This window comes from Streptomyces sp. NPDC101393 (assembly GCF_044767385.1).
GTDB lineage: Bacteria > Actinomycetota > Actinomycetes > Streptomycetales > Streptomycetaceae > Streptomyces.
The window spans coordinates 1-13,469 of sequence record NZ_JBIWNU010000006.1 but is presented as its reverse complement, the minus strand read 5'-3'; the positions used below and the strand labels follow the sequence as shown (position 1 = coordinate 13,469).

Sequence of the window (13,469 nt, the reverse complement as noted above, 5' to 3'; positions counted from 1 at the left end):
TCGGCGCAGCATCGTTCCCTCATCTCCCTCAACTTGACGTATCGGCAGAAGAAACGGTTGCTTTTCCCTCTCGTATGAGCGATCCGGAAGTGTGTGCTACTCCGTAGCCTCCCCCCGGATCACCGCGAGCACTCCGTCCAATTCATCCGGCTTCACCATGACATCGCGGGCCTTGGACCCCTCGCTGGGCCCGACGATGTTGCGGGACTCCATGAGATCCATCAGCCGTCCGGCCTTGGCAAAGCCCACCCGAAGCTTCCGCTGCAGCATCGATGTCGACCCGAATTGCGTCGAAACCACCAGCTCGGCGGCCTGGCACAGCAGATCGAGGTCATCGCCGATGTCCTCGTCGATCTCCTTCTTCTGCTTCGTGCCGACCGTGACGTCGTCGCGGAAGACCGGTGCCATCTGATCCTTGCAGTGCTGGACGACCGCCGCGACCTCGGATTCGGTGACGAAGGCACCCTGCATACGGACGGGCTTGTTGGCGCCCATGGGCAGGAACAGTCCGTCGCCCTTGCCGATCAGCTTCTCCGCACCCGGCTGGTCGAGGATGACCCGGCTGTCGGCGAGCGAGGAGGTGGCGAAGGCGAGCCGGGACGGCACATTGGCCTTGATCAGGCCGGTGACGACGTCGACGGAGGGGCGCTGGGTGGCGAGCACCAGGTGGATACCGGCGGCGCGGGCCAGCTGCGTGATGCGGACGATCGAGTCCTCCACGTCCCGCGGCGCGACCATCATCAGGTCCGCCAGCTCGTCGACGATCACCAGCAGATACGGATACGGGGACAGCTCGCGTTCGCTGCCCTCGGGCGAGGTGATCTTGCCGCTGCGGACCGCTTCGTTGAAGTCGTCGATGTGCCGGTATCCGTACGCCGCGAGATCGTCGTAGCGCAGGTCCATCTCGCGGACCACCCATTGGAGTGCTTCGGCGGCACGCTTGGGGTTCGTGATGATCGGCGTGATCAGGTGCGGGATGCCTTCGTAAGCGGTCAGTTCGACGCGCTTGGGGTCGACCAGCACCATCCGCACGTCCTCCGGGGTGGCCCGGACCATCACCGAGGTGATCAGGCAGTTGATGCAGGAGGACTTGCCGGAGCCGGTGGCGCCGGCGACCAGGACGTGCGGCATCTTCGTCATGTTGGCCATGACGTAGCCGCCCTCGACGTCCTTGCCGAGCGCCACCAGCATCGGGTGCTCGTCGCCCGCCGCGTCGGCCAGCCGCAGCACATCGCCGAGGTTGACCATCTCGCGGTCGGTGTTGGGGATCTCGATGCCGACCGCGGACTTGCCGGGGATGGGACTGATGATGCGGACGTCGGGGCTGGCGACGGCGTAGGCGATGTTCTTCGCCAGCGCGGTGATCTTCTCGACCTTCACGGCCGGGCCGAGCTCGACCTCGTACCGGGTGACCGTCGGGCCGCGGGTGAAACCGGTGACCGCGGCGTCGACCTTGAACTCCTGGAAGACCGTCGTCAGCGAGGCCACTATGGCGTCGTTGGCGGCGCTGCGGGTCTTGCCGGGGCCACCGCGCGCCAGCAGGTCCAGGGACGGCAGCGAGTACGTGATGTCGCCGGACAGCTGGAGCTGTTCGGCACGGGCCGGCAGATCGCCCGACGGCTCCGGCGGCGCCTTGGTGAAGTCCGGCACCGCCGGGGTGTCCTCGGCGTCGTCCCGCTTGCCGGGCACGCCGCGCCCCGCGTCGCGGGCCGGCGGCACCGAACCGCTCTCCCCCGTGCCCTCGTCGCGCTCCCGGCGCTCCCCGGAGATGCTGCTGCTGAGCCCGGCAACGAGCGGCGAGGGCTGCACGCCGTGCAGCACGGCGCCGTCCAGTGCGGCGGCAGCCGCGGCGGCCACGTCCACCGCGTCCATCGGCCGGTCCGGATCGGGCTGTACGGAGGCCCGGCGCGGACGGCGGCGCCGGGACAGCGCCTCCTCCTCTCTCGCGTCCGGGTCCGCCGGCGAGATCGCCGCGCCCCTGCGGGGCCTGCGGTCGGGCTGCTCACGCCACTCCTCGGCGTACTCCTCCGGCTCCTCGGCGTCCGCCGGACTCACCGCCGGCTCCAGCACGCCCAGCTTGGCGCCCAGCGCCCGCAGCCGCTGCGGGATGGCGTTGACCGGGGTCGCGGTGACCACCAGCAGCCCGAAGACGGTCACCAGCACCAGCAGCGCCACGGCGAGGGTCTGCCCGACGGTGAAGATCAGCGGCTTCGACGCGACCCAGCCGAGATAGCCGCCCGCGTCCTGCATCGCCGCGATGCCCTCGCCCCGGCCCGGGGATCCGCACGCCATCGCGACCTGCCCGAGCACCCCGACCACCAGCGCGGACAGCCCGATGATGATCCGGCCGTTGGCCTCGGGCTGCTCGGGATGCCGGATCAGCCGTACGGCGATACCGCCCAGCAGTATCGGCACGACCAGGTCGAGGCGGCCGAACGCGCCGGTCACCAGCAGCTCGACGAGGTCGCCGACCGGGCCGCTGAGGTTGGACCAGGTGCCGGCCGCGATGACCAGCGCCAGCCCGAGCAGCAGCAGCGCCAGGCCGTCCTTGCGGTGCGCCGGATCGAGGTTCTTCGCGCCCCGGCCCACCCCGCGGAACAGCGCGCCGATGCCGTGCGCCACCCCGAGCCAGCAGGCCCGGACGAGGCGGTAGATACCCCCGGTGGGGGACGGCACCGGCTTGGGGGCCGCCTTCTTCGCGGGCGCCCTCTTGGCCGGAGCCTTCTTCGCGGCCGCGGTCTTCTTCACCGGCGGCTTCCTGGTGGGCGCCTTCTTCGCGGCGGTCTTCTTGGCCGCGCCCCCGGGCTGTCCGGCGCGCTGCTTCGAGGGGCCCGCCGTGCTCTGGGTTCCCTTGCCGGACGTACGTGAGGCCATGGCGTCGAGATTACAGCGGACGGCGGGCATGACACGAGCGCACGGCCCTTCACCCATCCGTGTCGTGCGCCCGCCTCATGAAAGGGCGTCAGGCCCCGCCGGGAGCGCCGGTCAGCCCGCGGCGGTGCCCGAACCGGGTTCGAGTGCGTCCAGCGCCCGGCGCAGGCCGGTGAGTTTGCGCTCCAGATGGGCGGCGGTGGCCACGGCCGCGGCATCCGCCGACTCGTCCAACTGCTTGGACAGCGCCTCCGCCTGCTCCTCGACCGCCGCCAGCCGCGCCGAGAGCTCGGCGAGCAGCCCCGCGGACTCCCTCGCCTCGCTGGCGCTCGGCCGCCCGCCCTCCAGCTGCAGCCTCAGCAGGGAGGCCTGCTCCCGCAGTTGGCAGTTCTTCATGTAGAGCTCGACGAACACCGAGACCTTCGCGCGCAGCACCCACGGATCGAACGGCTTGGAGATGTAGTCCACCGCGCCGGCGGCGTAGCCACGGAAGGTGTGGTGCGGACCGTGGTTGATCGCCGTCAGGAAGATGATCGGGATGTCACGGGTGCGCTCGCGGCGCTTGATGTGCGCCGCCGTCTCGAATCCATCCATCCCCGGCATCTGCACATCGAGCAGAATCACCGCGAAATCGTCCGTGAGCAGTGCTTTGAGCGCTTCCTCCCCTGACGATGCCCGTACCAGTGTCTGATCGAGCGCAGAGAGGATCGCCTCCAGCGCCAGCAGATTCTCCGGCCGGTCATCGACCAGGAGGATCTTGGCCTTCTGCACCATGGCCCGTCCTCCTCGCCCCGGCATGGAACCGGACGCCGCCCCAGGGGACGACTCCGTCACGCCGCCCGTCCTTGTGCCGGTCATGGTAGCTGCACCCCGCCTGTCGCCACACCCTGTCACCGCGATGTCACTGTGCACTTAGCAGAAACGCAGCGAGGGACCAGAAGGTTCCCCGAATCACACGCTTCCACACGTCCACGGCAACCCTGAGTCAGCACGCGGTGATCCTCTTACGCCTCCATACTGGACGCTCCGTCACCCCGCGCGCATCCATTGCTCCATGACCGACAACAGATGATCGGTATCCACCGGCTTGGTCACGTAGTCGGAGGCCCCGGCTTCGATGCTCTTCTCCCGGTCGCCCTTCATCGCCTTCGCGGTCAGCGCGATGATGGGCAGCCCGGCGAACTGCGGCATCCGGCGGATCGCGGCCATCGTCGCGTAGCCGTCCATCTCCGGCATCATGATGTCCATCAGGACCAGGACGATGTCGTCGTGCTGTTCCAGCACCTCGATGCCCTCCCGGCCGTTCTCCGCGTACAGCACCGCGAGCCCGTGCTGCTCCAGGACGCTGGTGAGCGCGAAGACGTTCCTGATGTCGTCGTCGACGATCAGCACCTTCTCGCCGTGGAAGCCGCCCTCGAAGACCGGGTCGACCAGATCCTGGCCGTTGCCGATCCAGGGCTCCTCGGCCGGCTGAGCGGCCTGCCGGGGCGGCTCCGGGGCCGGCTCCTGGGGCAGCTGCCGCTGCGGGGCAGGCGCCGGCTGGCCCGGCAGCGCGAAGCGGCGTGCGGCGCCCGAAATCGCCCGGCGGCGGCGCCTGTTGAGCGTGCCCCCCGACCCCGGCTCGTCGCCCTGCTGCTCCTCGTCCGGGTCCTGGCCCTGGCGCCCGTGCTCGATCTCGCGGGCCTCCGCGTCCATCACCAGTCCGCCCGCCACCAGCTGCGGATAGCCCTGCGGCGGCAGCCCGCCGGGGTTGTGCGGCAGGTAGAGGGTGAAGGTGGACCCGCGGCTGGGCTCACTGGCGGCGTGGATCTCGCCGCCCAGCAGCCGGGCGATCTCCCGGCTGATGGACAGGCCCAGACCCGTACCGCCGTACTTGCGGCTGGTCGTGCCGTCCGCCTGCTTGAACGCCTCGAAGATGACCCGCATCTTCGTGGACGCGATGCCGATGCCGGTATCCGTCACCGAGAAGGCGATCATGTCGGCGTCCGGGTCGCGCAGCGAGCCGTGCTCCAGAAGCTGTTCGCGGATCGCCACCGGGACGTCCGCTCCCGCCGGCCGGATGACCAACTCGACGGCGCCGCTGTCGGTGAACTTCACCGCGTTGGACAGCAGGTTGCGCAGCACCTGCAGCAGCCGCTGTTCGTCGGTGTGCAAGGTCGCCGGCAGCTCCGGGGAGACACGTACGGAGAAGTCGAGTCCCTTCTCCGCGGTCAGCGGCCGGAAGGTCGCCTCGACGTAGTCGACGAGCTGGACGAGCGCGATCCGGGTCGGGCTGACGTCCATCTTGCCGGCCTCGACCTTCGACAGGTCGAGGATGTCGTTGATCAGCTGGAGCAGGTCGCTGCCCGCGCCGTGAATCGTTTCCGCGAACTCGACCTGCTTCGGGGAGAGGTTCCCCTCGGCGTTGTCGGCCAGCAATTTGGCCAGAATCAGCAGCGAGTTCAGCGGCGTACGCAGCTCGTGCGACATGTTCGCCAGGAACTCCGACTTGTAGCGCATCGAGACCGCGAGCTGCTCGGCGCGCTCCTCCAGGACCTGCCGTGCCTCCTCGATCTCGGTGTTCTTCACCTCGATGTCGCGGTTCTGCTCGCGCAGCTGCTCGGCCTTCTCCTCCAGCTCGGAGTTGGACAGCTCCAGCGCCTTCTGCCGGCTCTCCAGCTCGCCCGACCGCTCCTTGAGCTGCTCGGTCAGCTCCTGCGACTGCTTGAGCAGCACCTCGGTCTTGGTGTTGACCGAGATGGTGTTGACGCTGGTCGCGATCATCTCGGCGATCTGGCTGAGGAAGTCCTTCTGGATCTGGGTGAAGGGCTGGAAGGACGCCAGCTCGATCACCCCGAGCACCTTGTCCTCGAAGAGCACCGGCAGCACGATCACATTCGCCGGCGGCGCCTCCCCGAGCCCGGAGGCGATCTTGAGGTAGCCGGCCGGGACGTTCTCCACCAGGATCGTGCGGCCCTCCTCCGCGGCCGTGCCGATCAGCGTCTCGCCCGGCCGGAAGGTCGTCGGCATCCCGCCCATGGCGTAGCCGTACGAGCCCATGAGCCGCAGCTCGTACGCGCCGGCCTCGCCGCCGTCCGCGCCGATCTCCTTGCTGTCGGGCTGCGCGGCGAGGAAGAACGCGCCGTGCTGGGCGGAGACCGCGGGCGACAGCTCGCTCATGATGAGCGTGGCGACGTCCTTGAGGTCCCGCCGGCCCTGCATCAGGCCGGAGATCCGGGCCAGGTTGCCCTTGAGCCAGTCCTGTTCCTCGTTGGCGAGGGTGGTCTCGCGGAGCGTGGAGATCATGGTGTTGACGTTGTCCTGGAGCTCCAGGATCTCGCCGGCCGCGTCCACGTCGATGCGGACGTTGTGATCGCCGAGGGTGACGGCCGCGGCGACCGCGGCGATGGCCCGCACCTGGCGGGTCAGGTTGCCCGCCATCTCGTTCACGGACTCGGTCAGGTCCTTCCAGGTGCCGGCCACGCCGCGCACCTGCGCCTGACCGCCCAGCTGGCCTTCCGTCCCGACCTCGCGGGCCACCCTGGTGACCTGCTCGGCGAAGGACGACAGCTGGTCGACCATGGTGTTGATGGTGGTCTTCAGCGCGAGGATCTCGCCGCGCGCGTCGACGTCGATCTTCTTGGTCAGATCGCCCTTGGCGACGGCGGTGGTGACCATCGCGATGTTGCGGACCTGGCCGGTGAGGTTGTTGGCCATCGAGTTCACGGACTCGGTGAGGTCCTTCCACGTCCCGGCGACGCCGGGGACGCGGGCCTGGCCGCCCAGGATGCCGTCGGTGCCCACCTCACGGGCCACTCGTGTGACCTCGTCGGCGAACGACGACAGGGTCGTGACCATGGTGTTGACGGTGTCGGCGAGCTGCGCGACCTCGCCGCGCGCCTCGACCGTCACCTTCTTCGTCAGATCGCCGTTGGCGACCGCCGCCGAGACCTGCGAGATGTTCCGCACCTGGATGGTCAGATTGTTGGCCATCAGGTTGACGTTGTCGCTGAGGTCCTTCCAGATGCCGGTGACGCCCGGAACCCGGGCCTGGCCGCCCAGTTGGCCTTCCGTACCGACCTCACGGGCGACCCGCGTGACCTGCTCGGCGAACAGCGAGAGCTGGTCGACCATGGTGTTCACGGTCGTGACGAGTTCGAGGATCTCGCCCTTGGCGTCGACGGTGATCTTCTTGGACAGGTCGCCGCGGGCGACCGCCGTGGTCACCTCGCCGATGTTGCGCACCTGGGACGTCAGGTTGTTCGCCATGAAGTTGACGGACTGGGTGAGGTCCTTCCAGGTGCCGCTGACGCCCTGCACCTCGGCCTGGCCGCCCAGGATGCCCTCGGTGCCGACCTCCCGGGCGACCCGGGTGACCTGCTCCGCGAAGGACGAGAGCTGGTCGACCATGGTGTTGAGGGTGTTCTTCAGCTCCAGGATCTCGCCCCGGGCGTCCACGTCGATCTTCTGCGACAGGTCACCGCGGGCGACCGCCGTGGCGACCTGCGCGATGTTCCGGACCTGCGCCGTCAGGTTGCCGGCCATGCCGTTGACGGAGTCGGTCAGATCGCGCCAGACGCCGGCGACGCCGGGCACCTGCGCCTGGCCGCCGAGCCTGCCGTCCGTGCCGACCTCCCGGGCGACCCGGGTGACCTGATCGGCGAACGCGGAGAGCTGGTCGACCATCGTGTTGATGGTGTTCTTCAGCTCCAGGATCTCGCCGCGCGCGTCCACGTCGATCTTCTGCGACAGGTCACCGCGCGCGACCGCCGTCGTCACCTGCGCGATCTGCCGCACCTGCGAGGTCAGGTTCCCCGCCATGAAGTTGACGGAGTCGGTCAGTTCCTTCCAGGTGCCGCTGACGCCGTCCACCCGGGCCTGGCCGCCCAGACGGCCCTCGGTGCCCACGTCCCTGGCCATCCGCGTGACCTGATCGGCGAACGAGGACAGCTGGTCCACCATCGTGTTCACGGTGTTCTTCAGCTGGAGCATCTCGCCGGACACATCGACGGTGACCTTCTGCGACAGATCGCCGTTGGCGACCGCCGTCGTCACCTGCGCGATGTTGCGCACCTGTCCGGTGAGGTTGCGGAAGGCGGTGTTCACGGAGTCCGTGAGGTCCTTCCACGTCCCCGCGGCGCCCGGCACGGCCGCCTGGCCGCCCAACTCGCCCTCGACGCCGATCTCCCGCGCCACCCGGGTCACTTCGGCACCGAACGACGACAGCTGACCCACCATCGTATTGACGGTGTTCTTCAACTCCAGCATTTCACCGGCGACATCGACGGTGACCGTCTGCGAGAGGTCGCCGTTGGCGACCGCCGTCGTCACCTGCGCGATGTCCCGGACCTGCGCCGTGAGGTTGCGGAAGGCGGTGTTGACGGAGTCCGTCAGGTCCTTCCACGTACCGGCCGCGCCCGGCACCTGCGCCTGACCGCCCAGCTGGCCCTCGGCGCCGACCTCGTTCGCCACCCGCGTCACTTCGTCGGCGAAGGTGCGCAGCGTCTCGGTCATGGTGTTGATGGTGTCGGCGAGCTGCGCGACCTCGCCGCGCGCGCTGACCGTGACCTTCTGCGACAGATCGCCGCTCGCGACGGCGGTGGTGACCTGAGCGATACCGCGCACCTGCGCGGTGAGGTTCCCGGCCATGAGATTGACCGAATCCGTCAGGTCCTTCCACACGCCGGCGACGCCGGGAACCTGTGCCTGGCCCCCCAGCTCGCCCTCCGTGCCGACCTCCCGGGCGACCCGGGTCACCTCCGAGGCGAACGAGGAGAGCTGGTCCACCATCGTGTTGACGGTGTTCTTCAGCTCCAGCATCTCGCCGGCGACGTGAACCGTCACCTTCCGGGACAGATCGCCCTTCGCGACCGCCGTGGTGACGAGAGCAATGTCACGCACCTGAGCGGTGAGCCGGGACGCCATCGTGTTGACGGATTCCGTGAGGTCTTTCCACGAACCGGACATACCGCGCACCCGCGCCTGCCCGCCGAGCTTGCCCTCCGTACCGACCTCACTGGCCACCCGGGTGACCTCGTCGGTGAATGCGGAGAGCTGGTCCACCAGGCCGTTGACCGTCCGGCCGACCTTCAGGAACTCGCCCCTGAGGGGATGCTCCGACGAGCTGTCCGAACTGCGCGAGCGCAGGTCCATCCGCTGTTCCAGGTCACCCTCGGACACCGCCGACAGCACCCGTCCCACCTCGGAGACGGGCCGTACGAGGTCGTCCACCAGGGCGTTGGAGGCGTCGATGGCCGCGGCCCAGGATCCCTCGCAGGCGCCGACCTCCAGCCGTTCCGTGAGCTTTCCCTCACGTCCGACCACCCGCCGCACCCGGGCGAGCTCGCCCGTCAGATGCAGATTGCGGTCCGCGACCTCGTTGAACACCGCCGCGATTTCCGACATCGCGCCATCGCCGGAAACCGTGAGCCGCTTGCGGAAGTTCCCGTCCCGCATGGCGACCAGAGCGACCAACAGCCGATTCAGGGCAGCCGTATCCACCTCGGTCGTCCCGTTGTTCCGGGATCGTCCGCTTTTCGCGCGCGTGCTTGTGGCTCGCGCGGCTGCGCCAGACTCCACCGTGTCCCTCCCGCAGGGTCGACCGTTCTACCCGGGCTTTCTCTTGATACCTGCCCAGTGTTTCACCATGGCCCAACCAGGCCATAACAGTTCGGCAGCATCGCACACCCTCCCGAGGCACGATTAGGACGGAAACACCCGTGACCGGCATCCTCGGGCGCGGCGAAGGTAAGTAACCTGGCATACGGCTGTCCATCCGCCCCGGCCATCCAGCTCGGGCGGTGGCGGGAGCACAACAGGTATTCGGAGGGGCGCCGCGACCATGGGGGAGCAGATCACCGACACACGCATGAGGAGACCAGTGATCACCGCGCGGGCCGCCGCCACGTTCGAGCCGGTCGGGCGCTCTGTAGCCACTGCCCGCTCCTTCGTCCGCGACACCCTTCAGGGCTGGGGCCACGGCGACATCGTCGATGACGCCGTCGTCCTCACCAGTGAGCTCGTCACCAATGCGGTGGTGCACGCCGGCACCGCCGCCGATGTGCTGTGCCTGCGGACGGAGGGCGGGGTGCGCATCTCCGTCGCCGACCGCTACCCGGAGCGTGAGATTCCGCTCCAGAACGCCGGCCAGACCGTCGTCCACCCCGACCGCGAGGGCGGCCGCGGCCTGCTGCTGTGCGGCGCGCTGGCCTCCCGCTGGGGCGTGGAGTACACCGCCGCCCAAAAGCACGTCTGGTTCCAGCTGGACCTCCCCGAGCGCCCGGCCGGCACCCGCTCCGCCGGACCCGCCCTCCCCGTGGACGCGCTCCCCGTCGCCGACAGCCGGGTCCGCGTCGCCGTCATCCAGATCGACCGCGGCGGCTGCGTCAGCACCTGGAACGACGACGCCCGCGACCTCTTCGCGTACGACTCCGAGCAGGTCATCGGCAAACCCCTCACCGACTTCGCCGCCTGGCCGCACACCCCCGGCACCGGCACCGGCATCGCCGAGGCCCTGCAGCTCTCCCGCTGGGAGGGCTCGTACGGCATAAGGGGCGCAGACGGCCGGGTCGTCCCCGTCTACGCCTCCCACCTCCGCGTCCGCGACGCCGACGGCGAGGCCTCCACGGTCTGCCTCCTGGTCCGCGACCACGAACGCGCCATTCTGCAGAGTCCCCAGCGGACCCCCGCCCCCGATACCGCGTCACAGGGCGACCGGGGCGAGGGACGCCCCTCCGACCCGTTCGAGGTCTTCATCGGTTCGCCGGCCCCCGACGACCTGGACGGCCTGCTCCAGCGCACCGTCGAGCGCGCCCGCGACATGCTCGACGGCGACGCCGCCTACCTCCTGCTGGCCACCGACGACGAAACCGAGCTGGAGGTCCGCGCCTCCACCGGCCTGCCCTCCGCCCGCCAGCGGTTCGCCCGGGTCCCCGTCGAAGCAGGGTCCGGACGCTACGGCTCCGCCCGGATGCCCGCCGTCCACGAAGACCTCACCGCCGTCCCCGGGGCCGTCCCGCTCCTCAGCGGCACGGGCATGCGCTCGGTCGTCACCGTCCCGCTCAAGGTCGAGGGCCGCCTCACCGGCTCCCTCGGCGTCGCTGCGGAAGGCGCCGGCCGCTACACGAACGAGGAGGCCCTGCGCCTCCAGTTCGCCGCCGACCGCATCGCCCTCGCCGTCGAACGCGCCCGCCTCACCGAGCTCGAAAGGCTCCGCCGCGGCTCGCTGTCCTTCCTCGTCGAGGCCTCCGACCTCCTGGCCGGCACCCTCGACCGCGACCAGACGCTGGCCCTGATGGCGCAGATGACGGTCCCCACCCTCGCCACCTGGTGTGCCGTCTACACCGTCGCCGACCAGGCCTCCGAGCCCGAACTCTCCTACGTGCTCCACGAGGACGAGGACCGCATCGACGGCCTCAAGACCCTCCTGATGAAGGTCGATCCCCCGGATCCGGTCCCCACCCCGGGCGCCCGCGTCTGGACCGCCCCCACCGACGCCGCCCACGACGCCGCCCTGCGCACCTCACTGCGCAGTCTGGGGCTGGGCAACTCCGCCCGCCCGTCCACCGGTCCGGGCACCACCCTCGCCACCGCCTCCGCGGTCGGCGGCGAAACCGTCGTCCTGCCGCTCGTCGCCCGCAACCGCGTCATCGGCATGCTCACCCTCGGCAAGCCCACCGAGGAGCACTTCCGCCAGGAAATCCTCGAACTCGCCGAGGACCTCTCCCGACGGGCCGCCCTCGCCCTGGACAACGCCCGCCTCTACTCCGAGCGGACGGCCATCAGCCAGTCCCTCCAACGCAGCCTGCTGCCCCCGGAGCTGCCGGACGTCCCCGGCGTCGAGGTCGAGGTCATCTACCGCGCCGCAGGCGAAGGCAACGAAGTCGGCGGCGACTTCTACGACCTCTTCCCCATCCGCGACGGCGCGTACGGCTTCGCCATCGGCGACGTCTGCGGCACGGGCCCGGAGGCGGCAGCCGTCACGGGCCTCGCCCGCCACGCCCTCCGCCTCCTCGCCCGCGAGGGCTTCGGCGGCCCCGCCGTCCTGGAGCGGCTGAACGCCGCCATCCTCGACGAAGGCGCCCGCAGCCGCTTCCTGACGCTCCTTTACGGTGAACTCTGGCCCCAGGAAGACGGCAGCGCCCTCCTCAAGGTCGTCTGCGCCGGACACCCCCTCCCGCTCCGCCTCCGCCAGGACGGCTCGGTCGAGCCCGCCGCCGAACCCCAGCCCCTGCTCGGCGTCATGGACGACCTCGAACTCTACGAACAGACCGTCACCCTCGACCCCGGCGACGTCCTGCTGTGCGTCACCGACGGCGTCACCGAACGCCGCGAAGGCACCCGCATGCTCGGCGACGACGGCCTCACCGACGTCCTCACGACCTGTACGGGCCTCACCGCCGGCGCCGTCGCCGCCCGCGTCCTGCGCGCCGTGGAACGCTTCGCCGCCGAACCCGCATCCGACGACATGGCCATCCTCGCCATGCGTGTCCCGGAATTGCAGGCGCGCTAGGAGAAGCCACCAGAGCGTGGCCCCGCACCCCGGGGCCACGCCAACTCCCGCACACGACAAAGGCCCCCGCCATACGGCGGGGGCCTCGTCTCTCACCAGAGCCCCAATACGGAATCGAACCGTAGACCTTCTCCTTACCATGGAGACGCTCTGCCGACTGAGCTATTGGGGCGCGTCAGCGGAATAGATCATACCCGAACTCCGCGGCAGCTCCGAACCACCCACCAGCTAAAAGGCCGGCTCCAGCAGACCCCCCAGCGCATTGCACGCACTGACCATCCTGTGCAACTCCCGCCGCGACAGCCCCGCATGCACAGGCAGCGCCAGCGTCTCGTCAACGGCCCGCTCCGTCTGCGGCAGGAACACGTCCCGCCACAGCCCCGGCGTCCGGTACACAGGCGCCTGTACGGGCACCTGGCACGCCACTCCCCTCGCCCGCAGCGCCCGCGCGAACGCGTCCCGGTCCGGCCGGCCGTTCCCCGGCACCCGCACCACATACCGCTCGTACGTGTGCCCCGCCGACGGCGTCGGCGTCCCGACCCCGCTCAGCCTGCTGTCCAGATACGTGGCGTGCTGCCGGCGCCGCTCGGCCCCGGCGGACTCCGCCCCGGGCTCCTCCTCGACAACCACCAGCAGCCCGTGCCGCTGCCCGACCTCCCGGATCCACCCCGCGTCCGCCTGCCGCCCGAAGCGGTGTATCGCCACCACCGCGGCCGTCCGGCTCGTCACCACATCCGACACCGCGGCAGGATCGAGGCAGTAGCTGTCCGCGTCCACGTCCGCGAACACCGGCACAGCGCCCAACGCCGCCACCGCCCCGGCCACTTCGGCGTTGCCGTAGGCCGGCACCACGACCTCATCACCGGCGCGCACACCGGCCGACTCAAGCGTTCGCACAGTCCTCATGCCGCGGATACTGGCGACGCGAGGTGAACGTGGCGTTACGCCCGCCACCCCGGCACCAAAACAAAAAAGCTCCGGCTCCTGAATCCTCAGATTCAGGAGCCGGAGCTCAATAATTGTTCGGCGGCGTCCTACTCTCCCACAGGGTCCCCCCTGCAGTACCATCGGCGCTGAAAGGCTTAGCTTCCGGGTTCGAAATGTAACC

Annotated in this window: 5 protein-coding genes, 1 tRNA gene and 1 rRNA gene; 1 reads left to right on the top strand and 6 read right to left on the bottom strand. The window is 69.8% G+C overall.

Annotation, left to right across the window (positions count from 1 at the left end; translation table 11 throughout):
* Positions 1–96 precede the first annotated feature (96 nt).
* From ACIRQ7_RS19935 to ACIRQ7_RS19925, 3 genes are all read right to left on the bottom strand, one after another.
* Positions 97–2,874, bottom strand: coding sequence for a DNA translocase FtsK (locus tag ACIRQ7_RS19935; protein ID WP_404263954.1), 2,778 nt, complete (start codon positions 2,872–2,874; stop codon positions 97–99).
* Positions 2,875–2,985: 111 nt separating this feature from the next.
* Positions 2,986–3,645 carry a two-component system response regulator gene (locus ACIRQ7_RS19930; protein ID WP_401480089.1) on the bottom strand — a complete coding sequence of 220 codons (660 nt, stop codon included), beginning with the start codon at positions 3,643–3,645 and terminating at the stop codon, positions 2,986–2,988.
* Positions 3,646–3,900: 255 nt separating this feature from the next.
* Positions 3,901–9,429 carry a HAMP domain-containing protein gene (locus ACIRQ7_RS19925; RefSeq protein WP_401480086.1) on the bottom strand — a complete coding sequence of 1,843 codons (5,529 nt, stop codon included), beginning with the start codon at positions 9,427–9,429 and terminating at the stop codon, positions 3,901–3,903.
* Between the two features lie 262 nt (positions 9,430–9,691).
* Between ACIRQ7_RS19925 and ACIRQ7_RS19920 the strand changes: the two genes are divergently transcribed.
* Complete coding sequence (locus tag ACIRQ7_RS19920; RefSeq protein ID WP_404263951.1) at positions 9,692–12,361, top strand: SpoIIE family protein phosphatase; 2,670 nt, start codon at positions 9,692–9,694, stop codon at positions 12,359–12,361.
* 99 nt (positions 12,362–12,460) lie between these two features.
* Here the strand turns inward: ACIRQ7_RS19920 and ACIRQ7_RS19915 are convergent.
* The 3 genes from ACIRQ7_RS19915 to rrf form a co-directional block, all read right to left on the bottom strand.
* A tRNA-Thr gene (locus ACIRQ7_RS19915) sits at positions 12,461–12,533 on the bottom strand.
* A 56-nt stretch (positions 12,534–12,589) separates the two neighbouring features.
* Complete coding sequence (locus tag ACIRQ7_RS19910; RefSeq protein ID WP_404263948.1) at positions 12,590–13,267, bottom strand: DegT/DnrJ/EryC1/StrS family aminotransferase; 678 nt, start codon at positions 13,265–13,267, stop codon at positions 12,590–12,592.
* 115 nt (positions 13,268–13,382) lie between these two features.
* A 5S ribosomal RNA gene (rrf, locus tag ACIRQ7_RS19905) occupies positions 13,383–13,469 on the bottom strand; the annotation flags it as partial.